This is a genomic window from Devosia rhizoryzae (assembly GCF_016698665.1).
In the GTDB taxonomy this organism is placed as follows: domain Bacteria; phylum Pseudomonadota; class Alphaproteobacteria; order Rhizobiales; family Devosiaceae; genus Devosia; species Devosia rhizoryzae.
Genome location: NZ_CP068046.1, coordinates 579,049 through 603,587 on the forward strand (window position 1 = coordinate 579,049; position 24,539 = coordinate 603,587).

The following is a 24,539-nucleotide window of genomic DNA, read 5'->3' on the forward strand; positions in this document are numbered from 1 at the left end:
TAAGACACAACCGGCACCCGGCGCCCGCGGGTCCCGAGGAGTACCAGATGGCCACCAAGGCAGCGAACAAAGCCAGCAGCAAGGAAACGGAGAAGCCCGAATCCGGCGGCCCCGAGGCTTCCAACGACAGCCCGTTGATCGATCAAAACGATGCTGCGGTCAAAAAGCTGATCAAGGTCGCCAAAAAGCGCGGCTATGTGACCTATGAAGAACTGAACGCCGTTCTGCCTTCCGACGAGACCAGCTCGGAGCAGATCGAAGACTTCATGTCCATGTTCTCGGAAATGGGCATCAACGTCGTCGACGAGGATGAGGTCGAAGAGACCGAAGTCGAGAAGGACGAGGAAGACACCGGCCAGGAAGTTGCCACCTCAACTGGCACAGCGCTAGCTTCGACCTCCAATACCAAGTCCGGTTCTGACCGTACCGACGATCCGGTGCGCATGTATCTTCGCGAGATGGGCTCGGTGGAGCTCTTGTCGCGCGAAGGCGAAATTGCCATTGCCAAGCGCATCGAGGCGGGTCGCGAGACCATGATCGAAGGGCTTTGTGAGAGCCCGCTTACCTTCCAGGCCATCATCATCTGGCGCGACCAGCTCGCCCAGGGCGAAATTCTGCTGCGCGACATCATCGATCTTGAAGCGACCTATGCTGGCCCCGATGCCAAGCAGGCTGCGCCCGAAATTCCGGTTGCGCCGGCTCGTCCAGAGCCGGAGGCGGCCAAGCCTGCCGCAAAGCCGGCGCCGCGCCGCGCGTCTTCGGGCGAAGACGACGATTACGTTCCTGAAGAGCCGGAAGCGCCCCAGGATCCGGTCGACGACGATGACGACGAATTCGACAATGCCCTGTCGCTTTCGGCCATGGAAGCCGAGCTCAAGCCGCAGGTCGTGGAGACCTTCGATCGCATCGCCGAAGCCTATGGCAAGATGCGCGAGATGCAGGACCGGCATGCGGAAAACCGTGCAGCGGCCGTTTCCGACGCGGACAATGCGCGGCTCGGCACGCTGCGTTCGGAAGTGATTGCCGACGTCAAGTCGCTGTCGCTCAATGCCGGGCGTATCGAGAGCCTGGTCGAACAGCTCTACGACATCAACAAGCGCCTGGTACGCTTGGAAGGCCGCCTGCTGCGTCTGGCTGAAAGCTATGGCGTCAAGCGCGAGAACTTCCTCGAAAACTATTATGGCCGCGAGGTCGATCCCAGCTGGGAATGGGAACTCGAGAATTTCGCGGGCAAGGGCTGGGGCGAGTTCGCCCGGCGCGAGACCGACACCATTGCGGACATTCGGCGCGATATCGTGACACTGGCCACCGAAGCGGGCCTCGATGTCGGCGAATATCGCCGCCTCGTGCACAAGGTACAGAAGGGCGAACGCGAAGCGGCCATCGCCAAGAAGGAAATGGTGGAAGCCAACCTTCGCCTCGTGATCTCGATCGCCAAGAAGTACACCAACCGCGGCTTGCAGTTCCTCGATCTCATCCAGGAAGGCAATATTGGCTTGATGAAGGCCGTCGATAAGTTCGAATATCGGCGCGGATACAAGTTCTCGACCTATGCAACCTGGTGGATCCGCCAGGCGATCACGCGTTCGATCGCCGATCAGGCGCGCACCATTCGTATTCCGGTGCATATGATCGAAACGATCAACAAGATCGTTCGCACGTCGCGCCAGATGCTGCATGAAATCGGCCGCGAGCCGACGCCGGAAGAGCTTTCCGAAAAGCTGCAGATGCCGCTCGACAAGGTCCGCAAGGTTCTCAAGATTGCCAAGGAACCGATTTCGCTCGAGACCCCGATTGGCGATGAAGAAGACAGCAATCTCGGCGACTTCATTCAGGACGTGAATGCGATCCAGCCGATCGATGCGGCGATCCAGTCCAACCTGCGTGAAACGACGACCCGCGTGCTGGCATCGCTGACGCCGCGCGAAGAGCGCGTGCTGCGTATGCGCTTCGGTATCGGCATGAACACCGACCATACGCTTGAAGAAGTGGGTCAGCAGTTCTCGGTGACGCGCGAACGTATTCGCCAGATTGAGGCGAAGGCATTGCGCAAGCTCAAGCATCCCAGCCGGAGCCGCAAGCTGCGGAGTTTTCTGGATAACTAGGAGCCAGAATGCAGGTCAAGATCATCGTGCACGAGGCAGAAGAGGGTGGCTTCTGGGCAGAGGTGCCTGCCATTCCTGGCTGTGTCAGTCAGGGTGAGACGCTCGACGAACTGGATGACAACATTCGGGAGGCGATTCTGGGATGCCTTTCCATCGAGCCGCTGGAGCCGGTGAGCGAAGGATTTGAACGGACGCTGGAACTGGCGGTATGACGTCGATCTCGGGTAAGGAATTTGCCCGAATGATCGAGGCTAAGGGATGGGTTTCGCTGCGGATCAGTGGCAGTCACCATATCTACGGCAAAGTTGGTGTTGCCGCACGTATTTCGCTGCCGATCCATGGCAACACACCCTTCGAGATGGGCCTCCTGAGACATTTGGCTCGGTTGGCTGAAATACCGGAAAACGAATGGCGGTAGATCGTCTCAAAGTCACAGCGGTACGGGCGGCCATTCCGTTCAAGCTGTCGGTGACGTTTTCCGACGGCACGTTTGGGACCTTCAATGCGGCGCCGATGCTGGGCGAGCGTGGCGAGGGGACGGAGCCGCTGAGGGATCGCGCGTTTTTTGGCAAAGTGGAACTGGCCAACGGGACGCCGACCTGGCCCAATCATTTTGACATCTCGCCGCTGTGGTTGCAGGAAGAGATGGATAAGCGCGGTGAGCTGGAACGTCCCAGGCCGCCGCGCAGACGCTAGGAGGTCGCCGTGTCGTTTTGGAAGAACCTGTTCGGTGGCGGTGCCGCCAAGAACGAGCCGGCCGGCGACAAGGTCATGGATCAGGAAAGCTATAAGGGGTTTCTGATCAAGGCAATCGAAATGAAGGCCGGTAGCGAATTTCAGCTGGCCGGGCTGATCGAAAAAGACGTTGGCGGCGAGCTCAAGAGCTACCGCTATATCCGCGCCGAACGCATGGCCTCGCGGGACGACCTGATCCCGCTGGCCTTAGCCAAGGGGCGCCAAATTATCGACGAACAGGGCGAGCAGATTTTCCGCTAGCCCTCATCGTTGTTTCCAATCGAAAACCGCGGGCCGCAGGACTCGCGGTTGTTTTTTCCGCAGGAGTTTTTCATGGCCAAGAAGCCAACCGCCCGCTCAGAATTCGTGATGTTCGACATCGTTTATGAGGACGGCTCGCAGCGGTCCAACCGCAAGGTCGACGCCAACTTGCTTGGTGGCCTCGATGGCGACGAGCCGGCGCGTGCCGCTATCGAAGAGCAGGATCGCGCCATTTCCGAAAAGTCGGGGCAGCCGCCGCTGGCCATCAAGACCATCAAGCGTTCTGGCAAGTAATCTGGAGCGCCGCAGCCAGGGCTGCGGCGCGAACTGCGAAAGCCGTGCCGCGGGCGCTGAGATGCGGCACGGCTAGATGAGGCAGAGCGTGACGGCGGCATTGTCGGGCGGCTTCCTGCCCCAGGGCAATGACGGGCCTGCCTAAAAGCTCATGGCGCGCGATGGCGTCGAATGACGCATCGACAGCGGCAGTAGCGATGCGCTCCGAGCGGCTGTTGGCAAGCAGATGAAAGGCATGGGTGACGTATATGTCGCTTCGCGCCTTTCCGGCTTGTGCGAGGGCGAGATCGAGAACTCGATTGAACGCCATTTCCGGCAGGTAGCCTTGCCGGCGCAGCGCCGCATGTTCCCGTAGCGCTGTCGGTGCGTCGAGAAAATTGTAGGTTAGGAGCACCGGTCCTGTCAGGCTTTTGCAGCTGAGATGATAGGGCGTGACCCAGTCACCATCTAGGCCGACGTCGCCATAGCTTCGATAACCCGGCCAGGAGAAGGCGCGGCGGCGCGCGACGATGTCGGTGTAGCGCGCCGCGTCCAATCAGTTGCCCAAAGCCTTGTCGATGGCGGGCTTCACCACGGTGCCGTAGAGTTCGATGGCCTTCATGACCCTGTCGTGAGGCAGGGTGCCGACGCTGAGCTGCAGGCCGAAGCGGTCGTGCTTGAACCATTCGTGCTGCATCAGGATCTTGTCGATGACTTCCTGCGGCGAGCCCATGTAGTAGGCGCCTTCCGGCGTGGTGCCCGACTCGAACTGCGTACGCGTGGTCGGCGGCCAGCCGCGTTCTGCACCAATGCGGCTCATTGTGGCGCTATGCGCCGGAAAAGCGACGTCGCGGGCGTCCTGGCTATCGGCTGCAATGAAGCCGTGGCCTGAGACGCCAACCTTTAGCTTGCTCGGGTCGTGCGCCATCTTGGCGGCAGTCTGGTGATAGAGGTCGACGAGTGGCTGGAACTGACGCGGTCGTCCACCGATGATGGCGATCATCAGAGGCAGGCCATAATAGGCGGCGCGGGCGACCGAGTTCGGCGTGCCACCGACTGCGATCCAAAGTGGCAGCGGGTCCTGGAGGGGCTTGGGATAAATTTCGAGCCCGGGAATTGGGTTGGTATGACCGCTGCCAGGCCAGGCAACCTTGCCGCCTTCCCGAATTTTAAGCAGCATTTCGAGCTTCTCCTCGAAGAGGTCGTCATAGTCGTCGAGCTTCAAGCCAAAAAGCGGAAAGCTCTCAATGAAGGAGCCGCGGCCAGCCATAATCTCGGCGCGGCCATTGCTGATGAGATCGAGCGTCGCAAACTGCTGCCAGACGCGGACCGGGTCTTCCGAGCTTAGGACGGTAACAGCGGTAGAAAGGCGGATCGACTTGGTGCGCGCAGCGGCGGCAGCAAGGATCGTCACCGGCGAGGAGGCAACATAGTCGGACCGGTGATGCTCACCCAAGCCGTAAAAGGCCAGCCCTAGCTGATCGGCAAGCTCGATCTCCTCGATGAGATCGCGGAGGCGCTCTGCTGGCGACTGCAGCGCGTTGCCGTTCAACGGGTCAGGCGTGTTTTCGGCGAATGAGTAAAGTCCGAGTTCCATGGCGATCTCCTTGCCGGCAGATGTGGACAGCGTGGCCCACACCTGCAAGAGCGCACACGGGTGTTACCGGCCGCGGTCAGACATTGTTGGCATTGGGCGTATAGGCCCAGGGTGAAGCCGGAGTGGGGGCAGGTTGAGGCGCCTTTTCACCAGCTTGACGGTGAATTTCTGCAACAAGGGCAGGATCGAGCTTGAGCTTGATGGCAAGCGCTTCGAGATAGGCCTGTTCGGCCGCCGTATCGGCACTGATCGCCACGAGCGATGCGGCGTAGATTTCGGCGGCGTGTTCTGGCGTATCGGCGCGAGCAACAACGGCGTTGATGTCGAGGGGCGTCGAAAGTTCGTCGAAGACCCAAGCCTTTTCTTCGGCGGAAAGCGTCATGCTCTTGAGCTTTTCGAAAATTGCTTCCTTTTCGTCGGCATCGATGCGGCCATCTGCCTTGGCTGCGGCGATCATGGCGCGCACGAGGGTCTTGCCAAGCTCTTCCTGAGCCGGGGTACCAGCGGCAGGAATGAACGCATCTTCGCGCACTGGAACCTGTGACTGACCGGCTTGTGCCTGCTGATGCGATTGCCAGGCTTTGTAGGCGAGGCCACCGACTGCGGCCAGAGCGCCGGTTTTGAGGGCGCCTTCAACGAGCTTTCCGCCCTTGCCCGAAAACAACATGCCGGCAGCAAGACCTGCGGCTCCCGTCATGGCCGTGCGCTGCACGTTCTGGTCGGTCTGAAGGGTTTTAAGGATCTGATCGATATTGAACATGAGGGCTCCTGTTGGCTCAGAAGTCTCAGATGGTCATCGTTCGGTCCGTTCGCAACGCGGTGCGACAAAAGAGAAGACCCCGGCGGGGCACCGGGGTCTCTCTAGCGGCCTTGGAGGGAGGGGCCAAGGCCGAGGGGATTACCTGAAACCAGGTTTTAGTTGGCCGGAGCGGCCGGGGCAGCGGCATCAGCTGCGGGAGCAGCAGTGTTGGCTGCAGGGGCAGCGGCATCAGCTGCCGGAGCGGCAGTGTCAGCGGGGGCCAGGGCTGGCGTTTCGGCTGCGGGAGCAGCTTCAGTCAGCGGGGCCGTTTCAGCGGCCGGAGCCGTTGTTTCGGTCATCGGAGTGGTGGACTCGATGGCCGGGGTGTTGTTGACGTCAACGGTGGTCGACGGACCGGAATTGGCCGAGAAGACCAGATAGCCGATGGCAAGAAGAGCCAGGGCGACGATGATGCCGACAAACCAGCCGGTGCCGTTGCTTTCGCGGGTATAAACAGTGCGGTTAGCATCGTTGGTATAAACAGTATCGCGTTCGGGGGTAGCCATGTTTTCGCTCCTTTGTTTCAACGCTGGCTAGAAAACGCGTCTAACTTCAAAGGAGTTCCCGTAGTTGTGATGGGATGTTGTTTTGTGATGCTAGCCTGAATCCTTCATTACTTTCAGGTGTTTGCCTCGGGGCTCAGAGGCTTGGTTCGCTCGGTTTTTGCGGCTTTTTCGAGATTTTATCGATCCAGGCCAAGCAGAGCGCCGACAATATGAAGGTCAGGTGCAGCACCGTGTACCAGAGGATCTGGTTGTCGTCGTAATTGGGCACGTTGAGGAAAATCTGCAGGAGGTGGATTGAGGAGATCGCAATGATGGTCGATGCCACCTTGACCTTGAGCGAGCCGGCATCGATCTGGCCGAGCCAGTGCACCTCCTCCTCGTTGTCGAAGCGGGACACGAAATTCTCGTAGCCAGAGATGATGACCATGACCACGAGGCTGGCGATTAGGGCAGCATCGATGAGGCCAAGGATCTTGAGAATGGTCTCGGTCTCACCAAGCGTCGTGAAGTGGCTGGCGAAGTCCCAGAGCTTGACAAAGAAGGTCAGCGCGTAGGTCGCGAGTGCCAGTCCCAGCCCAATGTAGAAGGCGACAAGAAGCCAGCGGCTGGCGAGAATGATGCGTTCAACAAAGATTTCCAGGCTTTTCAAGACAGGCTCCTGCGTTTCCGCTTGGATAACAAGCCCGATGGCCTTTGCAAGGCGGCGGAACGGCGCATGTAGAAAGGGCCGGACGATTGTCCGGCCCTTTCGGTAAGTTCGGCAGGTCGCCTTAGTTGTTGGCGACGGTGACCAGCGGGGTGATGCGGCGGATGGTGACGCGACGGTTTTCGCGCTCCGCCGACTCCGTGCGGATCTTGAGGTAACGTTCGCCATAACCCTGGGTAGCCAGGTTTTCCGGCGGAACGTTGTAGAAGTCGGTCAGCACGCGAGCAACGGTTGCGGCGCGCAGGTCCGAAAGGCGAAGGTTCGAGATATCCGAACCGACGGCGTCGGTATGGCCTTCGATGAGGAAGGTTTCATTCGGATTGCGCTCGAGCAGGGCCAGCATGGCGTTGGCAACTGCAGAGAGGCCCTGGACCTGATCACGGCCGATCGTGGCTGCGCCGGTGTCGAAGGTGAGGTTACCCACTTCGAGCTTGCGGACGCTGTCACGAACGCGAGCCGAACGCTTCACTTCGTCGATCGAGTAGACGCGAGCGACCTGTTCCACCGGCGGCTGTGCGAAGAAGGTTTCGAGTTCATCTTCATCAGCGTAGCGGGCGTCGAGCACGTATTCCTGCACCGGAATATTGAGACGAAGCGGCGGCAGGTCACGACCTGGATCATACCAAGTTTCGAGCTGTTGGCCGTAACGTTCTTCGTCAAAGTAGGCGAGGATGTATTCTTGGCCATCCGGCGTGATGCGCGAACGACGCAGAACGTCGCCGTTGCGGTTGCGCACGGTCACGATCTGAGTGCCATCGGGACGCGTGATCACTTCACGAACGCGGCCGTTGGAGAGCTCTTCGTAATAGATCTCGTCCTGCTGCGGGTCGTAGAAGCGATCCGTGTCCTGACCGATCGAGTTAACGATTAGCTGGGCGCCGACCTGAACGATAAGCTGGGTGATCGGGTCGCCCGACGGCGTCTGAACAACCGGAGCTTCAACGATCTGGACGTTGTTCACCTGCGTGTTGTTGGTCACGTTGGTCGAGTTGTCGACGACGGTCGTGCCACCATTGTTGACAACGTTGTTAGTGATGTTGGTGACGTAGTTGTTGACGATGGTCTGGTTGACGGTGGTGTCACCGGCAGCCTGAATCTCAGTACCTTCGTCAGCCGTCACCGCGGGGATCGGTTCGGCAGCAAACGTGCGGAACACTTCGGACTGAGCTTCAGCGTCGCTGGTCGGCGGAGGAGCGACTTCTTCGGTTTCCGATGCCTGGATCTGAGCTTCGCCCTGGGCTTCGGTTTCAGCGCCGGTTTCGACGTTGGTCTCGTTGTCCTTGGCGCTATCGAGCACCGGAGCGATCTGCTCGGCGGTCACGCCTTCTGGAAGCTGCTCGACAGGTTCAGCAAGCTGACCGTCAACAGTGGTTTCCTCGACGATGGTTTCCTGGCCTTCGACCACGGGCTGTTCGGCCACGGGAGCGGCACCAGCTTCGGGAAGCGGGGACAGGGTCAGGCCATAATCAGCAACGCAAGTGGCTGCATCGGCATAACCGAGGGTCGAGCAGATCGAGTTGATCTGGGCGAGGGCAGCGTCGACGCGCGGCTGGATGGCCGCAGCATCACCACCGGCCGAGAGTTCGGCAACGGCAGCATTGTATTCACCGACGGCAGCGGCAAGCTGGCCATCGATGCCGGTTGCGGCAGCGGGTGCAGCATCCTGGGTAGCGGGTTCTTCCGTGATGGTCTCTTCTGCAGGCGCAGCGGCAGGTTCCTGGGGCGCAGCGGCAGGTTCCTCGGTGACGGTGGGTTCAGCCGACTGTTCGGTCGCAGTCACTTCAGCTGGCTGTTCAGAAGCGGCCGGTTCTTCCGGCTGAGCTTCGACAACTGGCTCTTCGGGAGCGGCCTGGACTTCCATCTCGGGCTCGGGAGCAACTTCTGCAGGCGCTTCCTCGACCGGTGCAGGTTCTTCGGCAACCGGCTCTGGAATAGGCTCAGGCTCGGGTTCCGGAGCGACTTCAGGCTCGGTGACCGGTGCTGGTTCCTCTACGGGAGCTGCCTCAGGAGCGGGCTCTTCCGCAATGGGTGCGGGTTCTTCAACCGCGGGCTCTGGTTCCGGTGCGGGTTCTTCGACCGGCGCGGGTTCTGCGGCGGGTGCGGTGGCGTTCAGCGCCGCGATACAATCGCCTACGCTGCCGTAGCCACCCACGATGCAGAGCTCGGTCAGCGCTGTGGTGGCCGCTTCGATTGCGGCCGCATCGCCCGATGCCTGAGCAGAAACATAGGCCTGATAGGCGGCCTGGAGGTCGGCGTCCTGCGCGAAAGCCGATAGCGGCGCAAGGGCCATGAAGCCGATGCTTGTCCCGGCTAAGAGCCAGTTCTTGAAACCCATATTCTTATTCCTTTGTGTTGGCACACGCCTGCTGAGCATTGGGGTTGGTTCCTGAACCGATCCTGAATGGAGCGCGCCCCTGCGCCTGCTGCCCAGCAGTCCCCGCAAAGCTCCAAACGCGGGCGGGTCGGGTTAGTTCCTCCATGCCATCGGCGGCAGTGCCGGCTATGAATTGGGGCATGTTTGCGGCTGGTGGACGGATCGGCGCCTGCCGATCTCCCACAAGTGGCCGATGCGTGATAGGCCGACCCCCAGAGCATTGGAGGACCGACATGGATTGGGGCACGCTGATCGGCTACTGGCCATTTGTGGTGGGGCTGATGATTACCGGGGTAGTCTCCGGTGTCGCTGCCGGCCTCTTGGGCATCGGCGGAGGTGCGGTGATCGTCCCGGCCCTGTCGAATGCCTTGCTGCTCATGGGCTTCGACGCTGAGGTGGTGCAGCATGTCGCCGTCGGCACCTCGCTCGCCATCATCATCCCCACCGGAATCATGAGCGCACGGGCGCATCACCGGCGCGGCGCTCTCGACATGGTTGTGCTTAAACTCTGGACGCCCTTTATCGTCATCGGCACCTTTATCGGCGGGTTAATGGCGGGCTGGTTTTCCGGTGACGTCCTGCGCATCGTCTTCGCCGTCATGGCCTTTGCTATTGCCGCCAACATCGTCTTTGCGTTCCAGACCCGGCTCATGGGGCACCTCAAGGGCTCTTCCATAACGCATCGGATCTCGGCCTTTGTCGTAGGTTACATTTCTTCGCTGATGGGGATCGGCGGCGGCTCGCTGACAGTGCCGACCTTGGTGGCATTCGGCGACACGATGCATAAGGCTGTGGGCACATCGGCGGCGATCGGGGTTGCGATCGCCGTATCGGGGACCGCCGGCTTCTTGATTTCGGGTTGGGGTGTCGAGGGCCTGCCGCCGCTGAGCTTGGGCTACGTCAACCTCTTGGCTTTCGCGCTCGTGGCGGTTCTGGCGGCCGTCTGCGCGCCGTTCGGCGCAGCGCTGGCGCACCGGCTGGACCAGAAGACGCTGAAATACGTCTTCGCGGCCTTCCTGGTCGCGGTTGGGCTCAACATGCTCTGGAAAGTGCTGGCAGGCTAAAGCCGACCCCGCCTGGGAGATGGTGGGGACGGGTTGACTACGGTATTCCGTCCGCCCCCACCGCCCAAGCCCCCCCGTGAGAGGGGATCCGGGCTCGGGGCCGCACCGATCAAGATGTGACCCCAAGTAACAACTCGCCTTTGGCCGTTCCGGTTTGTCTAAAAAAAGGCGATGACGCGGTTGGCTGTGGATTAGTCGGCGCTGTTGCCCAAATCCCAGGCCACCGAAACGCCGACGGCGAAGGTCAATTCCCCAGATTCCACCGGGACCTCGGCCGACTGCGCTACATCTGCCCTCGCATACATCGGGAAGGGCTGCGGCGCGCCGAAATCCTGGCGCTCGGATACCGATTCCAGATCGCCCAGCGTTTCACCGGCAACTTCTGCATAGAGCTCGGCCTTTTCGCGCGCATCGGCGAAGGCTGCCTTGCGCGCTTCATTAAGCAGGTCAGCCGGATCGGCGACCGAGAACGAAACGCCGTTGACGGTGTTGGCGCCGACGGTCACCGACTGGTCGAGGATGGAGCCGAGGTCTGCCAGTTCGCGCACGACGACAGTGACCGAGTTGGACACCTGATAGCCGTCGATCTTTGGCGGCATGGTATAGCCATTGGCGTCGCGGGCGTCCGAATAGACGTAGTTCGGATTGACCGAGAAGCCGGAGGTCTGGATGTCACGCGCCTCGATGCCGGCTTCCTTGAGCGTTGCCAGAAGTTCGTTCATCGCGGTGGTGTTGGCGTCGAGTGCTTCGCGGGCGGTGGCGCCCTGCGTCATCACGCCGGAATTGATGGTCGCCATGTCGGGTGCGGCCCGCACTTCGCCGCGGCCTTCGATGGATATCGTGCCGGCATAGGCGGGCAGGGCGGTGGTGAGCAGGGCGAGGGGGACGATAACGCTGAGGGCACGCATGGCAAACTCCTTTAAGTGCCCGGGGACGTTTCCCGGGCTAATGCGTCAGTAATGGGGCGCGGATGAACCGGAGTTGAATGAGTTCGCCGCGCCGTCTTGGCATAAAGTATGATTTTTGCCCTACTCACCTTGCGTTGCCGTGTTGGCTTGGTTAGTCACTGGCTGACTTTTGCCGAGGACCTGCCCATGAGCGCCACTGCTATCCCAAACGGAGTGCTGATCGGCCGGGCAAAGGTGCCGGGCTATGACTATCCCCGCGTCGTGACGGTGCGTGACGGGCAACTGGTGGATATCACCAGCCCCGGCATGGCGACGGTCCGCGATATCGCCGAGAGCGGGCGTGCTGCCGAGCATGTGCGGACTGCCGCGGGCACGCTGCTTGGGCCGGTCGATGCAATCTATGCCGGTGGCGATGGCTTACCGCGTCTGCTCGCCCCCATTGACTTGCAGGCGATCAAGGCGTCGGGCGTGACCTTTGTCGTATCGCTGTTGGAGCGCGTGATCGAGGAACAGGCGCGGGGCGACAAGTCGCGGGCCGATGCGCTGCGCGGCGAAATTCTTGACCTGATCGGTACCGATCTGTCGCAACTCGTGCCGGGTTCGGACGCGGCGATGAAGGTCAAGGAGCGGCTGATCGAGAAGGGCGTCTGGAGCCAATATCTCGAAGTTGGAATCGGGCCGGACGCCGAAATCTTCACCAAGGGCCAGCCGATGAGCGCGGTGGGCCATGGCGCCGAAGTGGGCCTCCATCCGGTATCGAGCTGGAACAATCCGGAGCCGGAAGTGGCGCTTCTGGTGACGTCCAAAGGCGAGATCATCGGCGCGACGCTCGGCAATGACGTCAACCTGCGCGACGTCGAAGGGCGGTCGGCGCTTCTTCTGGGCAAGGCCAAGGACAATAATGCCTCGGCATCCCTGGGCCCGTTCGTGCGGCTGTTCGACGGCGACTTCACGCTCGAGACCATCAAGCAGGCCGAGATCGCACTGCGTGTCGAGGGGGCCGACGGCTTCGTTCTCGAAGGCCAATCCAACATGGCGCAAATCTCGCGGACGCCGGAATCGCTGGTTGCCGCAACGATCGGGCAGCATCATCAGTATCCCGACGGACTGGTGCTTTATCTTGGCACCATGTTCGCGCCAGTGAAGGATCGCGATGGCGCCGGCAAGGGCTTTACCCATAAGGTCGGCGATGTCGTCTCCATATCGACACCGAGCCTGGGTACACTTTCTAACCGCGTGAACCTATCTACCGTTTGTCCGCCTTGGACCTATGGCGCGAGCCACCTGTTGCGCGACCTTGCACGCGCGAACCTCCTCTAGATTCTCCCGAAAGGCTTCATCATGACCGAGCTGCACAAGAACCTCATCGACGGCGAATGGGTCGGGTCCGACGGGATCGAGAACATCAACCCGTCCAATATCAAGGAAGTGGTTGGCGTTTATGCGCGCGCCACGGCCGAGGAAACCACGCAGGCGATCGCCGCAGCCAAGGCCGCGTTCCCGGCCTGGTCGCGCTCGGGCATCCTTGAGCGCCATGCGATCCTCTCCAAGGCCAGCCAGGAAATTCTGGCCCGCAAGGCAGAGCTGGGTGAACTCCTGAGCCGCGAAGAAGGCAAGACGCTGCCGGAAGGCATTGGCGAAGTCACCCGCGCAGCTCAGATTTTCGACTTCTTCGCCGGCGAAACGCTGCGCCTTAACGGTGAAATCCTGCCCTCCGCCCGCCCGGGTCTTACCGTCGAGATCACGCGCGAGCCGGTCGGCGTCATCGGCATCATCACGCCGTGGAATTTCCCGATCGCCATTCCGTCCTGGAAGATTGCGCCGGCGCTTGCCTATGGCAATACCGTCGTCATCAAGCCTGCCGACCTTGTGCCGGGGTCAACCTGGGCGATCGTGGATATTTTGCAGCGTGCTGGCCTGCCGAAGGGCGTGCTGAACCTCGTCATGGGCAAGGGGTCTGTTGTTGGTCAGACCTTGCTCGACAGCCCGGATGTCAATGCCGTTTCGTTCACCGGTTCTGTGGGTACGGGCAAGCGCGTGGCCGAGGCTTCGATCAAGGTTGGCCGCAAGTTCCAGCTCGAAATGGGCGGCAAGAACCCGACCATCGTGCTGGACGATGCCGATCTCAAGGTGGCCGTTGAATCTGTTGCGCAGTCGGCGTTTTTCTCGACCGGTCAGCGCTGCACGGCGTCGAGCCGCGTGATCGTGACGGAAGGCATCCACGACAAGTTCGTCGAGGCGCTGGCAGCGCGCACCGCGGGTCTTCGCGTGGGCGATGCCCTTGATAAGGATACGGAAATCGGCCCGGTGGTCGATCCGAACCAGCTCAAGCAGGACACCGACTATATCGAGATCGGCAAGTCGGAAGGCGCCACGATTGCCGCCGGTGGCGAGCGGGTTACGAAGGGCAATGAAGGCTACTTCCTGCAGCCGACGCTCTTTACCGAAGCGACCAACTCGATGCGCATTGCCCGTGAGGAAATTTTCGGGCCGGTGGCGGCGGTGATCCGGGTGAAGGATTACGAGGAAGCGCTCCATACTGCGAACGATACGGAATTCGGTCTAAGTGCCGGTATCGTCACGACTTCGCTCAAATATGCGACGCACTTCAAGCGCAATTCGGAAGCCGGGATGGTGATGGTGAACGTGCCGACGGCCGGTGTCGATTTCCACGTGCCCTTCGGTGGCCGCAAGGGTTCGAGCTATGGTTCGCGAGAGCAGGGCACCTATGCCAAGGAGTTCTTCACCATCGTCAAGACGGCCTACACTGCTGCTGGCTGATCTTTCGCAAAACGTCTTCTACGGGGCCCGCGTGGCCCCGTTTTTGTTAACGGAGGGCTAACGTTTTCGCTGTGTCAGCGCCATGCCGGCGATGATGAGGACGATGCCGAGCGCGCTGGCCCAAAGCGTCACCGGGATACCGCGCGCCCAATCGAAGAGCACACCCGAAACCATCTGGCCGGAGATGACGAGAAGGGTCGAGTTGATGGCACCGATCCGGGTGATGAGCCAGGAGCCGGCGGCCACGAAGATGACGCCGATGGGGCCGCCGAAAAAGACCCACCACGGGATCTCGCCGATATTGGGCGGTATCAGCCCGCCGATGACGAGGCCGACCAGGCTCAAGAAAACGAAACCGACGATGTGGTTCCAGAAGGACGAGATCAGCGGCGAAGTCGAGAGCGACAGACGGCCGTTGACCTGGCGACTGAGAATGACGAGGAGGCCAGCGGTGAAGGCGAAGATGATGGGGATGATCATGCCGCGTTGAGCCCGAAGAGAATGATCAGGAGGCTGCCGGCGACGATCAGGACGACGGCGCCCGCGTCGCGGAGATCGAGGCGGCGCTTGGGGAGGCCGAGCAGGCCCCAGAAGTCGGCGGCGAGGCTGAGCAGAACCTGGCCGGCGAGGCCAAGGGCGAGGGTGCCGGCGAGGGCCAGCGGGGTGTTGACGGATGTCGAGGTCAACATGACGGTTGCGGCGCCGATAATGCCACCCAGATATGCCCAGAGCGGGGCCTTGCCGATCCTGGCCTTCGATGCAGCAGCTTCGGCGCGCTGGTGACGCCAGAGCACGGCGAGGAAGAGGATGGCGGCGACGGTGCCGGTGCCGTGGGCGAGCCAGGACGAAAAGAGCGCGCCGCCGTAGCGGCCGGCTTCGGCATTGATGAAGACGGCGAATGTCAGGAGCACGCCGCTGCCGAAGGCGAGGACGAGGTGCAGCGGTTTGGGCCGCTGCGCGGCGGGCATGGACATGGGGAAAGTCCGATTCGGGAGAGGTGGCGCGAGTTTAGCTGGAGGGCTGGGGCGCTGCCAGCTTCGCGGTGACCAAAGGTAAGAGGCGGTTCCCGGGACGCTATCCACTACCCCCTTCCGAGCGACGCTAAGGCCCGGGGGGCCTAAGCTCTGCTTGCCTTCCCCTCAAGGGGGAAGGTGGGCGCCGGTGGTTGCAGCACCTCAAGCGACGGCGGCGAAGCGTTCGTCGAAGGCGTAGCCGGCGCCGCGGACGGTGCGGATAGGGTCGGATTCGCGGCCACGGTTGATGGCGCGACGGAGGCGGCCAATGTGGACGTCGACGGTGCGTTCGTCGACATAGACGTCGTTGCCCCAGACGCCGTCGAGAAGCTGCTCGCGGGAATAAACGCGGCCGGGGTGGCGCATCAGGTATTCGAGCAGGCGATATTCGGTGGGGCCAAGATGGATGTCGCGGGTGGCGCGGCGCACGCGGTGGGTGGTCCGGTCGAGTTCCAGGTCACCGACGCGGAGGGAGGCGGTGACGAGGTTGGGGTTCGCCCGGCGCAGCAGAGCGTGGATGCGGGCGACGAGTTCGGGGACCGAGAAGGGTTTGACGATATAGTCGTCGGCACCGGTCGTGAGGCCGCGAACGCGTTCTTCTTCTTCGCCGCGGGCGGTCAGCATGATGATGGGGACGCGAGCGGTTTCGTCCCGGGCGCGCAGGCGGCGGCAGAGTTCGATGCCGGAGATTTCCGGCAGCATCCAGTCAAGCAGGATCAGGTCAGGGAGCTTTTCCTGGATCGCCCGATGCGCTTCGTCACCGGATTCGGCGGTGATGACGCGAAAACCCTCTGCTTCAAGGTTGTAGCGAAGGAGGATGGCGATGTCGCCTTCATCTTCGACGACGAGGATGGTTGCGGGCATGGATGTGCTCCGTCGGTCGGGTGGTGACCCGATGGTTCATTGTTGTGGCACCAACCCCCACCTTCCCTCCCCCTGAAGAAGGGGGAGGAGGATGCAACGGCAGTGCCAAGTTTCGGCCTCACCCGGCGCTTTGCGCCGACCTCTCTCGGAGGGAGAGGTGATCAGACCTTGATCTGCTGGCGTTGGAGATCCTGCACGTCGCCGGTGAGCTGCTTGCCGGTGGCGAGATAGTAGGCGCGTTCCGCGATGTTGGTGGCGTGGTCGCCGATGCGTTCGAGGCTCTTGGCGCAAAAGAGGAGATGCGTGCAGGTGGTGATGTTGCGCGGATCTTCCATCATGTAGGTGAGGAGCTCGCGGAACAGTGAAGTGTGCATCGCATCGACCTGGTCGTCGCGGTTGCAGACTTCGACCGAGGCGGCCGAGTCGCGGTTCGAATAGGCGTCGAGCGCATCCTTGACCTGACCCATGACAAGGGCGGTCATGTTCTTGACGCCGTTGTAGAAGGTGGGCTGCAGGTTGATACCTTCGAGCTTGAGCGAACGGCGGGCTAGTTGCTTGGCCATGTCGCCGATGCGTTCGAGATCGGATGCCACATGCACCGAGGTGATGATGGCGCGCAGATCGGAAGCCATCGGCTGGCGGCGGGCGATCATGGAAACGGCCATGTCGTCGATCTTGCGCTGCATTTCGTCGATGCGCTGATCGGCAATGATGGTGACGTCGGCCAGTTCGCGATCGAGCTTGAGCAGGGCGCGGGTGCCGTTCTCGATGGCGGCTTCCACCTGGCCGCCCATTTCGGCGATGGCCTGGGCGAGGCTGTGCAGCTCTTCGTTGTAGGACGTAACGATGTGGTCGGTGCCAGTATTGGGCATTTCAGTTCCTCCAGCCTCGGCGATCAGCCGATGCGGCCCATGATGTAGTCCTGGGTCTGCTTGTTCACCGGATTGGTGAAGATGTCTTCGGTGTCGCCCTGCTCGATCAGGTTGCCCAGGTGGAAGAAGGCGGTCTTCTGCGAGACGCGGGCGGCCTGCTGCATGGAGTGGGTGACGATGACGATGGTGTAGTTCTCGCGCAGTTCGTCGATCAGCTCTTCGATGATGGCGGTCGCGATCGGGTCAAGGGCCGAGCAGGGCTCGTCCATCAGAATGACTTCGGGGCCGACGGCAATGGCGCGGGCGATGCAGAGACGCTGCTGCTGACCGCCAGAAAGGCCGGTGCCGGGCTCGTTGAGGCGATCCTTGACCTCTTCGAAAAGACCCGCCTTGCGGAGCGAAGAGATGACGATCTCGTCGAGATCAGCCTTGTTCCTGGCAATGCCGTGAATCTTGGGGCCGTAGGCGACGTTTTCGTAGATCGACTTGGGGAAGGGGTTGGGCTTCTGGAACACCATGCCGATGCGGGCGCGCAGTTCGACAACGTCGAGGTCCTGCGCATAGATGTCCTGGCCGTCGAGCTCGATGCGGCCGCCAACCTTGGCGCCTTCGATCGTGTCATTCATGCGATTGATGCAGCGCAGGAAGGTCGACTTGCCGCAGCCCGACGGTCCGATAAAGGATGTGACGGCGCGATCGGGGATGTCGATCGAGATGCCGTGCAGGGCCTGCTTGGGACCGTAATGGACGGTGACGTCGCGGGCGGTGAGACGGATCTGGCGATCCATAAGTTCGGCGGGGTTCATGGAGCTCGATACCGTTTGCTGGGTCATCTTGGGCTTGCCGGCGATCATATCCATAGGGGAATTCTCCAGTTGGGTCATGCGCGGCGCTCCAGACGGGTACGCAGGAAGATAGCGACGGCGTTGAGAAGGATCATGAGGCCCAAGAGCACCAGAATTGCGGCTGAGGTGCGCGCCTCGAAGAAGTTGCGGTTTTCGTTGCCCTGCCAAAGGAAGATCTGGACCGGCAGCGCGGTGGCCTGATCGACGACGGAGCCGGGGATCGAGGCCACGAAGGCGCTCATGCCGATCAGCAGGAGCGGCGCCGTTTCACCCAGAGCCTGGGCAACGCCGATGATGGTTGCGGTGAGGATCGAGGGGAAGGTCACGGGCAAGACGTGGTGGAACACCATCTGGGTGCGGGAGGCACCCAGCCCAAGTGCCGCCTGACGCAAAGCAGGGGAGACGCCCTGCAGCGCCGCGCGGGTGGCAATGATGATGGTAGGCAGGGTCATCAAGGTCAGCACGAGACCACCGACCAGCGGGGCGGAGCGGGGCAGATGGAAGAAGTTGATGAAGACCGCGGCGCCAAGGAGACCGAAGACAATCGAGGGCACGGCCGCCAGGTTGTTGATGTTGACCTCGATGAGATCGGTAAAGCGCGATTTTGGCGCGAACTCTTCAAGGTAGATGGCGCTGGCGACTCCGATCGGGACGGCCAAGACGATCACCACGAGCATCATGTAAAGCGAGCCCATGAAGGCGCCGGCCAGGCCTGCCGACGCGGGGGCGGAGCGGCTATCGACATTGGTAAAAATGCCCCAGGCGAAATCCTGCGTGATGGTGCCGTTTTCCTCCAAGGCGTCGATCAGCTGGCGAGCGGGGGCCGACAGCTGCTGCTGGGCGTCACCCAGGGTGCGATCGATATTGCCCTTGACCCAATTGTCGGTATTGGCAGAGGCGAGAAGGTCGAAGCGGACGGTCTGGCCCATCAAATCGGGATTGGCGACGAAGGCTTCACGGATCACGTGGCGAGCATTGGTCTCGGGGATGCTCAGGATCTGCCGGCTGTCGATCTCGAGATCGGCCGGCGTGACGCTGCGCATCGAGGCTTCGACGACATTGTTCCAGTTCAGCATGGCGATGCTGCGCTGCCAGGCAAGGATGGCTGCATTGTAGTCGGCGATGGACTGACCTTCGGCGCGGACTGGACGCGGATCAGCGCCGATCAGTTCAGGATCAAAGGTCACGTCGAGATGGAGATTGGCCTGCCAGAAGGCTGGGACACCCTTGCGCAGAACGTCGGCAAAGAGCAGGCCCACGAAGCCGAGGGCGGCGCAGATCGCGAGGATGCCCAAGGCGCGGAACAGCTGTTCGCTGCGGTGACGCTTGCGAAGACCGTCACGGATGGTCTGGGTGCGCTTGGCGGCGGCCGCGCGACCGGAGCTCTGAAGTTCGCTCATTCGTACTGTTCCCGGAAGCGGCGGACGATGTAGAGGGCCACGATGTTGAGGATAAGGGTCATGACGAAGAGGGTCAGACCCAGTGCAAAGGCGACAAGGGATTGCGGACCGGTGAAATCGGTGTCGCCGGTCAGCTGATTGACGATCGAGACGGTGATGGTCGAGATCGGCTCGAGCGGCGTTCCGCGCAGCACCGGGCTGTTGCCGGCGGCCAGAACCACGATCATGGTTTCGCCGATGGCACGGCTGACGGCGAGGAGGAAGGCACCGACAATGCCGGGGAGGGCGGCGGGCAGGAGAACATTGCGGATGGTTTCGGACTGGGTGGCGCCCAGGCCGTAGGCACCATCGCGCAGGGACTTGGGCACCTGGTTGAGGATGTCGTCACTAAGCGAGGAGATGAAGGGGATGATCATGATGCCCATGACCAGACCTGCCGTCAGGGCACTGGTGGCGCTGATGTTGAGGCCAATCGCGCCACCCGCATTGCGCAGGAAGGGGCCGACGCTGACGAGGGCGAAGAAACCGTAGACGATGGTCGGGATACCGGCGAGGATTTCGATCAGGGGCTTGACCACGGCGCGCACCTGGCGCGGGGCGTATTGGGACAGGTAGATCGCGGTCATCAGGCCGATCGGAACGGCGACGAGCGAAGCGATCGCCGCGACCCAGAGGGTGCCGGTAAGGAGCGGCAGGAGCCCGTACTGGCCATGATTGCCGGTGCCGGTCGAGGAAAAGCCGGGGTTCCAGACAGTTCCGAAGAAGAAGTCGACCGGGTTGATGAAGCTGAAGAAGCGGATGGCTTCGGATAGAAGCGAAAGAACGATGCCGACTGTGGTCAGGATCGCGACTGCCGAGCAGAAGATCAAAAGCGCGGTAACGACGGTTTCGACGATGTTGCGGGCGCGCAGGCGTGGCGTGATCCGGGAGCGGGCATAGAGCAGGCCGAAGATGCCGACGGCTGCGACCGCCGCGATCAGGGCGAGAAAAGTGATCAGCTGGAAATTGCGGAGCGCATCGGCAGCGGACTGCTCAAACGGCTGGACGGCGCCGGCGACACCATAGCCCGAAGCAAGCGCGTAGATGCGCTGCAGCGTGGCGTTGAGGCCGATCTGGTCGAGGGCGACGAGTGTTTCCGTGGGGATGAGCGACACGGCATAGCTGCGCGTGAGGTCAGTGCCGAAAAGGCCCCAGATCGCGAGGATCACGAGGGCCGGCACCAGAGTCCACAGGGCAACGCGAGCAGCATGGTATTGGGGGCGGGAGTGAACTTTGACCCCGTTCGGGGTCGCAAGGCGGCGGCTGGTCATCCAGCCCGTCTGGTAGGCCAGACCAAGCAGGGCGAGCAAAAGGACGGCAATTATCAGGGAGTTCATGCGCGCAATCCCGCTGGAAAGGGGAAGGGCCGCGCTTCGCGCGACCCTTGTGGAGCTTACATGCCGGCTTCGAAAGCGGCCAGGACCTCAGCGGTCTTCTCGGCAGGCTGCGGGATCAAACCAGCAGCTTCGAGCGTGCCGCCCTCACCCGAGATCTGCTCGGAGAGGAAGAACTGGGTGTATTCCTGAAGGCCGGGGATGACGCCGATGTGCTGACCCTTGACGTAGAAGAACAGCGGGCGCGAGACCGGGTATTCGCCGTCGGCAACGGTTTCCTTGGAGGGAACGACGCCGTCGACCGAAGCAACCTTAAGGGTGTCGGTGTTCTGTTCGTAGAAGGAAAGGCCGAAGACGCCGACGGTGTTGGTGTCTGCGTTGAGGCGTGCCAGGGTTTCGGTGTAGTCGCCGGAGATTTCGGTGACGACGTCCTGACGGAAGGTGGTTTCAGCAGCTTCCATGTCTTCTTCCGACATGCCTTCCGGCACGCCAGCTTCTTCGAAGCCTGCCGAGATCACGCGTTCCTGGAAGACTTCACGGGTGCCGTGGTTAGACGCCGGGATTGCGAGCAGGATCGGCTGATCGGGGAGCGAAGCGTCGATCTCGGACCAATTGGTGTAGGGGTTGTCGACCATGGCGCCGTCAACCATCACCTGGGCGGCGATTGCCTTGTAGACCTGAACCGGGGTCAGGGCGAAGTCCGGGCCGTTGGCCGAGGAGGCGAAGACGATGCCGTCGAAGCCGAACTGGACTTCGCGGATGTCGGTGACGCCAGCGGCGGTGCAAGCTTCACGCTCGCCATCGCGCATCGGACGCGATGCGTTTGCAACGTCGATGGTGTTTTCGCCAACGCCAGCGCAGAACTGGCTGAAGCCGCCGCCGGTACCGCCGGAGCCAACGACCGGCGTGTTGAATTCGGGGAAAGCAGCGCCGAATTCTTCAGCGACGATGGAAGCGAAGGGGAGAACCGTCGACGAGCCGGCAACCTGGATGGTGTCGCGCGACTGGGCAAAGGCGGGGGCGGCGCCGAAAGCGGCAAGCGCGATCACGGCGGCACTGGCGTAAAGTGCGGTCTTCATGGGAGGTCCCTTTTGCAAATTCGATTGTACTGGCTGACCGTGCAGGCCGCCCTTTGACGCGGCGACCATAGAAGTGCTCGACGACAGTTTTATTGCAGCTGAATGACTGGATTGTGACAGCGTAAAACGCTGACGTTGCTTGTTATTTTTTAAGGTGCCTGTGGAGTGTTATATTTCGCAGGGCTCAATATGACGCGGGAATTAGCGCAAGAGGGGGCGGACCTCGGCCTGGAGCTTGCGCATGAGAGGCAGGAAGTTGGCGATCATGCGTGAAGTGGGTGCGCGGGCGCTCTGGGCGCCGATGTTGATCGCGGCGACGATCTTGCCATGGGCATTGAGCAGCGGCACGGCAATGGAACAAAGGCCGAGTTCGAGTTCCTGATCGATAACGGCAAAACCCTGAGCAGCGACGACGCCGAGCTCGATGGTGATGCTGGCGAGATCGGCCTTGGTGTGAGGTGTATAGGCGACGAGATCGGAGCGATCGAGAATGGCACGGGCCTCTGGCGTGGGAAGCGCCGCGAGGAGGGTGCGACCCATGGAGGTGCAGTAGGCGGGCAGCCGAGCACCGGGGGCAAGGTTGATCGACATTACGCGACGGGTAGAGGCGCGGGCGACATAAAGAATGTCGGTGCCCTCGAGGACAGCGGCGGAGGTCGATTCGCTGGTGGCGTGGGAGAGTTCGTTGAGGAACGGCTGGATCAGGCGAGGCAGGGGCGTGGTGGCGAGATAGGAGTGGCCAAGATTCAACACGCGGGGCGTCAGCTGAAAGAACTTGCCGTCATAGGTGGCGTAGCCGAGATGAGCGAGGGTCAGGAGGCACCGGCGGGCGGTGGCACGTTCTAGACCGGTGCGCTCGGCGACATCGGTGATCGACATACGGGCATGGTCTTCGTCGAAGCATTCGATGACGGCGAGCCCGCGGATCAGCCCCTGGATGATGTCGCCTTCGCGCATTGATTTTGTCTCGCTTCTTGAAGGCGGGGCAGGGGTGACCATTTATGTGCTGCCACTGGGAGAAACCATGACCAACGACCGTACTTACGCCCAATATGACATCGAGAAGAAGTCCCTGCTTGTTGCCTATGTGCTCTGGCTATTTCTCGGCTACGTCGGCGCGCATAGGTTTTATCTCGGCAAGCCGCTGAGCGGGTTGATGATGCTTAGCTTTTCGGGCGTGGTCCTGCTGCTCAGCTTCGTGAGCTTCGGCGTTCTGGGCTTTTTGTGGGCGCTCGTGGCGCTGTGGTGGATCATCGATGCGCTTCTGATCCCCGGCATGGCCGCTTCTCGCAATCGCGGCATTGCCGACCGGGTACTGGGGCGGCGCTGATAAAGCGATAAACGAAAGCGGCGGCTTTCCCGGGGAAGCCGCCGCTTTTGTCTTAGATTAGAGCTTTAGGATCAGGCTGGCGAGATGTTCTGGTTGCGGCGGAACAGGTTGGTGGGGTCGTAGCGGCGCTTGACCTCCTGGAGACGCTGCCAGGTGAGCGATGTGTAAGAGGCGCGGAGAGCCTCGGGGCCTTCCTCGGCCAAGAAATTGACATAGGTGCCGCGCGTAGCCCCGCCCAAAGCGGAGACGCAGCCGGTGGCCCAGATGTCGTGGCGAGCGGCAGCTTCGGCGCTGCCGTCCATGGCCATGAAGCCGATCAGCAGGTCGGCGTCGCGGTGGGCATAGGCGGTTGCTTCCGCTGGGACACGACCTGCCGCGCCGCCCAGAATGCGGATTTGGGCAAGGCGCATGGGGGCGCTGCATTGCCCGAGACGCGCCAGGATTTCTGCAGCTTCGGCTACGTCGATGCCGCTCTTGAACAGCGTTCGGACCGAGAGGGTCGGTTTCATCGATGGATCTTCGGGCATGTACATCATGCCGTAGGGGCCGGGACGGACAAGATCGGCGATCGGGGTTGTCAAGCCGCGGAACGGCGCCAGCGCGGCCTGGGCGTCAGCCACGGAACCGGCATACGCCATCATGCCCATCAGGACGGTCTGACCGACAAGATGGGGTGGGATGAAGGGCAGAGGCGGGGCCGGCATGGCGAGAAGTATGGTGGTGAGCTCGTCAGGTGCCAGTTTGGCCGCTGCAACGAAGCCGGCAAGATTTTCGGCCGTGGCTGGAAGGATCAGCGGGCCGCCGACGAATTCCGGCAGTGGGTTCAGGCGATACCGGAAGCGGGTCACCACACCGAAGTTTCCGCCCCCGCCACGGACGGCCCAGAACAGTTCGGGGTGGCTGGTTTCGTTGATGGTCAAGATGTTGCCAGAGGCGGTGACGATTTCGGCGGCGATCAGCGAGTCAATGGTGAGGCCCAGCTTGCGGGTGAGATAGCCGACACCGCCGCCCAAGGTGAGGCCGCCGATGCCCACGGTAGCGGAATCGCCGAAGCCGATGGCAACGCCGTGCTCGTCAAGCGCCTTTGTGACCTGACCGGCGGTCAGGCCGCTGCCGGCCCAGACGCTCATGTCGTCCATGTCGAGGTCCAGGCCATTGAGATCGCGCAGGTCGATAACGACGCCGCCTTCAGAGCCGCTATAGCCGCAGACCGAATGACCGCCGCTGCGGACAGCGATTTCGAGCTGATGACGGCGGGCGAAATCAACCACGTCGGCAACATCGGCCGCGTCGACGACGCGGGCGACAAAGAGCGGGCGCTGATCCCAGTTGCTGTGTGCGAGGCCGCGGATGTCGTCGTAGTCTGACTCTTCGGGCGTTACGATGCGGCCCCTGACGCGCATGACGAGGCCTTCGATCGCAATAGCGAGAAGGGGGGTGATCTTGGGGGTGTTCGCCCGCATATGGACGTTCATGGTCTGCTCCTCTGTGGCGCACTGGCGCTGTGTGAGGGGCGGAATAAAGAAGCGGCCAAATGAATTCCCCACTCGTTTGTGGGGGCTGTGCAGGCAATATGCTCGGGAAGAAAAACCGTTGAAGGCCGCACTGGCGCCGTGACGCGCGGCAGGCGGCGCGGCCTTCAACGGAGGGGCGC

The 24,539-nt window shown here is 61.9% G+C and carries 27 protein-coding genes; 10 read left to right on the plus strand and 17 right to left on the minus strand.

All coding sequences use genetic code 11. The annotated features are described in order from the left end of the window. The first annotated feature begins 47 nt into the window (after positions 1 to 47). The 6 genes from rpoD (at position 48) to JI748_RS02900 (ending at position 3,395) form a co-directional block, all read left to right on the plus strand. Complete coding sequence (gene rpoD / locus JI748_RS02875; protein ID WP_201634895.1) at positions 48 to 2,105, plus strand: RNA polymerase sigma factor RpoD; 2,058 nt, start codon at positions 48 to 50, stop codon at positions 2,103 to 2,105. Positions 2,106 to 2,113: 8 nt separating this feature from the next. Continuing rightward, positions 2,114 to 2,317, plus strand: a complete 204-nt coding sequence (locus tag JI748_RS02880; protein WP_201634897.1) for a type II toxin-antitoxin system HicB family antitoxin — start codon at positions 2,114 to 2,116, stop codon at positions 2,315 to 2,317. Next, the gene (locus JI748_RS02885) at positions 2,314 to 2,523 is read left to right on the plus strand and encodes a type II toxin-antitoxin system HicA family toxin (RefSeq protein WP_201634899.1); all 210 of its coding nucleotides are present in this window, start codon (positions 2,314 to 2,316) and stop codon (positions 2,521 to 2,523) included. The genes JI748_RS02880 and JI748_RS02885 overlap by 4 nt, the downstream gene beginning before the upstream one ends. Continuing rightward, entirely contained in the window at positions 2,514 to 2,801 is a 288-nt protein-coding gene (locus JI748_RS02890) for a DUF2442 domain-containing protein (protein WP_201634901.1), read from the plus strand. The genes JI748_RS02885 and JI748_RS02890 overlap by 10 nt, the downstream gene beginning before the upstream one ends. A gap of 9 nt (positions 2,802 to 2,810) precedes the next feature. Then, positions 2,811 to 3,101 carry an HlyU family transcriptional regulator gene (locus tag JI748_RS02895; RefSeq protein WP_201634903.1) on the plus strand — a complete coding sequence of 97 codons (291 nt, stop codon included), beginning with the start codon at positions 2,811 to 2,813 and terminating at the stop codon, positions 3,099 to 3,101. A gap of 72 nt (positions 3,102 to 3,173) precedes the next feature. Continuing rightward, entirely contained in the window at positions 3,174 to 3,395 is a 222-nt protein-coding gene (locus JI748_RS02900; RefSeq protein WP_164534380.1) for a hypothetical protein, read from the plus strand. Here JI748_RS02900 and JI748_RS02905 read toward each other — a convergent pair. From JI748_RS02905 to JI748_RS02930, 6 genes are all read right to left on the minus strand, one after another. Continuing rightward, positions 3,376 to 3,930, minus strand: coding sequence for a hypothetical protein (locus JI748_RS02905; RefSeq protein WP_201634905.1), 555 nt, complete (start codon positions 3,928 to 3,930; stop codon positions 3,376 to 3,378). The two genes, JI748_RS02900 and JI748_RS02905, sit on opposite strands and share 20 nt — an antisense overlap. After that, a complete protein-coding gene (locus JI748_RS02910; RefSeq protein ID WP_201634907.1) occupies positions 3,931 to 4,971 on the minus strand; it encodes an LLM class flavin-dependent oxidoreductase in 1,041 nt (346 codons plus the stop codon). A gap of 76 nt (positions 4,972 to 5,047) precedes the next feature. Next, positions 5,048 to 5,731: a tellurite resistance TerB family protein gene (locus JI748_RS02915; RefSeq protein WP_201634909.1), complete on the minus strand. Its 684-nt coding sequence runs from the start codon at positions 5,729 to 5,731 to the stop codon at positions 5,048 to 5,050. 155 nt (positions 5,732 to 5,886) lie between these two features. Further along, positions 5,887 to 6,276: a hypothetical protein gene (locus JI748_RS02920; RefSeq protein WP_201634911.1), complete on the minus strand. Its 390-nt coding sequence runs from the start codon at positions 6,274 to 6,276 to the stop codon at positions 5,887 to 5,889. A gap of 133 nt (positions 6,277 to 6,409) precedes the next feature. Further along, positions 6,410 to 6,925 carry a TIGR00645 family protein gene (locus JI748_RS02925; RefSeq protein WP_201634913.1) on the minus strand — a complete coding sequence of 172 codons (516 nt, stop codon included), beginning with the start codon at positions 6,923 to 6,925 and terminating at the stop codon, positions 6,410 to 6,412. Positions 6,926 to 7,046: 121 nt separating this feature from the next. After that, a complete protein-coding gene (locus tag JI748_RS02930) occupies positions 7,047 to 9,317 on the minus strand; it encodes an OmpA family protein (RefSeq protein WP_201634915.1) in 2,271 nt (756 codons plus the stop codon). Positions 9,318 to 9,589: 272 nt separating this feature from the next. Between JI748_RS02930 and JI748_RS02935 the strand changes: the two genes are divergently transcribed. Then, positions 9,590 to 10,420, plus strand: coding sequence for a sulfite exporter TauE/SafE family protein (locus JI748_RS02935; protein ID WP_201634917.1), 831 nt, complete (start codon positions 9,590 to 9,592; stop codon positions 10,418 to 10,420). A gap of 191 nt (positions 10,421 to 10,611) precedes the next feature. On the opposite strand, the gene JI748_RS02940 is transcribed toward JI748_RS02935, so the two are convergent. After that, the gene (locus JI748_RS02940; protein WP_201634919.1) at positions 10,612 to 11,328 is read right to left on the minus strand and encodes an SIMPL domain-containing protein; all 717 of its coding nucleotides are present in this window, start codon (positions 11,326 to 11,328) and stop codon (positions 10,612 to 10,614) included. Positions 11,329 to 11,514: 186 nt separating this feature from the next. On the opposite strand from JI748_RS02940, the gene JI748_RS02945 reads away from it, so the two are divergent. Then, entirely contained in the window at positions 11,515 to 12,648 is a 1,134-nt protein-coding gene (locus JI748_RS02945) for a fumarylacetoacetate hydrolase family protein (protein WP_201634921.1), read from the plus strand. Positions 12,649 to 12,669: 21 nt separating this feature from the next. Next, positions 12,670 to 14,109, plus strand: coding sequence for an aldehyde dehydrogenase family protein (locus JI748_RS02950; RefSeq protein WP_201634923.1), 1,440 nt, complete (start codon positions 12,670 to 12,672; stop codon positions 14,107 to 14,109). A gap of 57 nt (positions 14,110 to 14,166) precedes the next feature. Here JI748_RS02950 and JI748_RS02955 read toward each other — a convergent pair whose 3' ends face one another. From JI748_RS02955 to JI748_RS02995, 9 genes are all read right to left on the minus strand, one after another. After that, positions 14,167 to 14,589 (minus strand): DMT family transporter, encoded by a 423-nt coding sequence (locus JI748_RS02955; RefSeq protein WP_201634925.1) that lies wholly within the window; start codon positions 14,587 to 14,589, stop codon positions 14,167 to 14,169. Then, positions 14,586 to 15,083: a DMT family transporter gene (locus JI748_RS02960; protein WP_201634927.1), complete on the minus strand. Its 498-nt coding sequence runs from the start codon at positions 15,081 to 15,083 to the stop codon at positions 14,586 to 14,588. The genes JI748_RS02955 and JI748_RS02960 overlap by 4 nt, the downstream gene beginning before the upstream one ends. Before the next feature lie 201 nt (positions 15,084 to 15,284). After that, entirely contained in the window at positions 15,285 to 15,986 is a 702-nt protein-coding gene (gene phoB, locus JI748_RS02965) for a phosphate regulon transcriptional regulator PhoB (protein ID WP_201634929.1), read from the minus strand. Positions 15,987 to 16,147: 161 nt separating this feature from the next. Beyond that, positions 16,148 to 16,858, minus strand: a complete 711-nt coding sequence (gene phoU / locus JI748_RS02970) for a phosphate signaling complex protein PhoU (protein WP_201634931.1) — start codon at positions 16,856 to 16,858, stop codon at positions 16,148 to 16,150. A gap of 23 nt (positions 16,859 to 16,881) precedes the next feature. Further along, on the minus strand, positions 16,882 to 17,664 hold the full coding sequence (gene pstB / locus JI748_RS02975) for a phosphate ABC transporter ATP-binding protein PstB (RefSeq protein WP_233280654.1): 783 nt from the start codon (positions 17,662 to 17,664) through the stop codon (positions 16,882 to 16,884). Positions 17,665 to 17,738: 74 nt separating this feature from the next. Then, entirely contained in the window at positions 17,739 to 19,103 is a 1,365-nt protein-coding gene (gene pstA, locus JI748_RS02980) for a phosphate ABC transporter permease PstA (protein ID WP_201634933.1), read from the minus strand. Beyond that, positions 19,100 to 20,479: a phosphate ABC transporter permease subunit PstC gene (gene pstC / locus JI748_RS02985; RefSeq protein ID WP_201634935.1), complete on the minus strand. Its 1,380-nt coding sequence runs from the start codon at positions 20,477 to 20,479 to the stop codon at positions 19,100 to 19,102. The genes pstA and pstC overlap by 4 nt, the downstream gene beginning before the upstream one ends. Before the next feature lie 56 nt (positions 20,480 to 20,535). Further along, the gene (locus tag JI748_RS02990) at positions 20,536 to 21,555 is read right to left on the minus strand and encodes a substrate-binding domain-containing protein (protein WP_201634937.1); all 1,020 of its coding nucleotides are present in this window, start codon (positions 21,553 to 21,555) and stop codon (positions 20,536 to 20,538) included. Positions 21,556 to 21,756: 201 nt separating this feature from the next. Next, entirely contained in the window at positions 21,757 to 22,512 is a 756-nt protein-coding gene (locus JI748_RS02995; protein WP_201634939.1) for an IclR family transcriptional regulator domain-containing protein, read from the minus strand. On the opposite strand from JI748_RS02995, the gene JI748_RS03000 reads away from it, so the two are divergent. Next, positions 22,493 to 22,885 (plus strand): TM2 domain-containing protein, encoded by a 393-nt coding sequence (locus JI748_RS03000; RefSeq protein ID WP_233280597.1) that lies wholly within the window; start codon positions 22,493 to 22,495, stop codon positions 22,883 to 22,885. The two genes, JI748_RS02995 and JI748_RS03000, sit on opposite strands and share 20 nt — an antisense overlap. Positions 22,886 to 22,956: 71 nt before the next feature. On the opposite strand, the gene JI748_RS03005 is transcribed toward JI748_RS03000, so the two are convergent. Continuing rightward, positions 22,957 to 24,360: an FAD-binding oxidoreductase gene (locus JI748_RS03005; protein WP_201634941.1), complete on the minus strand. Its 1,404-nt coding sequence runs from the start codon at positions 24,358 to 24,360 to the stop codon at positions 22,957 to 22,959. Positions 24,361 to 24,539: the final 179 nt, after the last annotated feature.

Excerpts from the sequence above, each read along its gene's own strand:
- rpoD (WP_201634895.1), top strand. The coding sequence starts at position 48 with ATGGCCACCAAGGCAGCGAACAAAGCCAGCAGCAAGGAAACGGAGAAG.
- JI748_RS02880 (WP_201634897.1), top strand. The coding sequence starts at position 2,114 with ATGCAGGTCAAGATCATCGTGCACGAGGCAGAAGAGGGTGGCTTCTGG.
- JI748_RS02885 (WP_201634899.1), top strand. The coding sequence starts at position 2,314 with ATGACGTCGATCTCGGGTAAGGAATTTGCCCGAATGATCGAGGCTAAG.
- JI748_RS02890 (WP_201634901.1), top strand. The coding sequence starts at position 2,514 with ATGGCGGTAGATCGTCTCAAAGTCACAGCGGTACGGGCGGCCATTCCG.
- JI748_RS02900 (WP_164534380.1), top strand. The coding sequence starts at position 3,174 with ATGGCCAAGAAGCCAACCGCCCGCTCAGAATTCGTGATGTTCGACATC.
- JI748_RS02910 (WP_201634907.1), bottom strand. The coding sequence starts at position 4,971 with ATGGAACTCGGACTTTACTCATTCGCCGAAAACACGCCTGACCCGTTG.
- JI748_RS02915 (WP_201634909.1), bottom strand. The coding sequence starts at position 5,731 with ATGTTCAATATCGATCAGATCCTTAAAACCCTTCAGACCGACCAGAAC.
- JI748_RS02920 (WP_201634911.1), bottom strand. The coding sequence starts at position 6,276 with ATGGCTACCCCCGAACGCGATACTGTTTATACCAACGATGCTAACCGC.
- JI748_RS02930 (WP_201634915.1), bottom strand. The coding sequence starts at position 9,317 with ATGGGTTTCAAGAACTGGCTCTTAGCCGGGACAAGCATCGGCTTCATG.
- JI748_RS02935 (WP_201634917.1), top strand. The coding sequence starts at position 9,590 with ATGGATTGGGGCACGCTGATCGGCTACTGGCCATTTGTGGTGGGGCTG.
- JI748_RS02940 (WP_201634919.1), bottom strand. The coding sequence starts at position 11,328 with ATGCGTGCCCTCAGCGTTATCGTCCCCCTCGCCCTGCTCACCACCGCC.
- JI748_RS02945 (WP_201634921.1), top strand. The coding sequence starts at position 11,515 with ATGAGCGCCACTGCTATCCCAAACGGAGTGCTGATCGGCCGGGCAAAG.
- JI748_RS02950 (WP_201634923.1), top strand. The coding sequence starts at position 12,670 with ATGACCGAGCTGCACAAGAACCTCATCGACGGCGAATGGGTCGGGTCC.
- JI748_RS02955 (WP_201634925.1), bottom strand. The coding sequence starts at position 14,589 with ATGATCATCCCCATCATCTTCGCCTTCACCGCTGGCCTCCTCGTCATT.
- JI748_RS02960 (WP_201634927.1), bottom strand. The coding sequence starts at position 15,083 with ATGTCCATGCCCGCCGCGCAGCGGCCCAAACCGCTGCACCTCGTCCTC.
- phoB (WP_201634929.1), bottom strand. The coding sequence starts at position 15,986 with ATGCCCGCAACCATCCTCGTCGTCGAAGATGAAGGCGACATCGCCATC.
- phoU (WP_201634931.1), bottom strand. The coding sequence starts at position 16,858 with ATGCCCAATACTGGCACCGACCACATCGTTACGTCCTACAACGAAGAG.
- pstB (WP_233280654.1), bottom strand. The coding sequence starts at position 17,664 with ATGAACCCCGCCGAACTTATGGATCGCCAGATCCGTCTCACCGCCCGC.
- pstA (WP_201634933.1), bottom strand. The coding sequence starts at position 19,103 with ATGAGCGAACTTCAGAGCTCCGGTCGCGCGGCCGCCGCCAAGCGCACC.
- pstC (WP_201634935.1), bottom strand. The coding sequence starts at position 20,479 with ATGAACTCCCTGATAATTGCCGTCCTTTTGCTCGCCCTGCTTGGTCTG.
- JI748_RS02990 (WP_201634937.1), bottom strand. The coding sequence starts at position 21,555 with ATGAAGACCGCACTTTACGCCAGTGCCGCCGTGATCGCGCTTGCCGCT.
- JI748_RS03000 (WP_233280597.1), top strand. The coding sequence starts at position 22,493 with ATGATGTCGCCTTCGCGCATTGATTTTGTCTCGCTTCTTGAAGGCGGG.
- JI748_RS02995 (WP_201634939.1), bottom strand. The coding sequence starts at position 22,512 with ATGCGCGAAGGCGACATCATCCAGGGGCTGATCCGCGGGCTCGCCGTC.
- JI748_RS03005 (WP_201634941.1), bottom strand. The coding sequence starts at position 24,360 with ATGAACGTCCATATGCGGGCGAACACCCCCAAGATCACCCCCCTTCTC.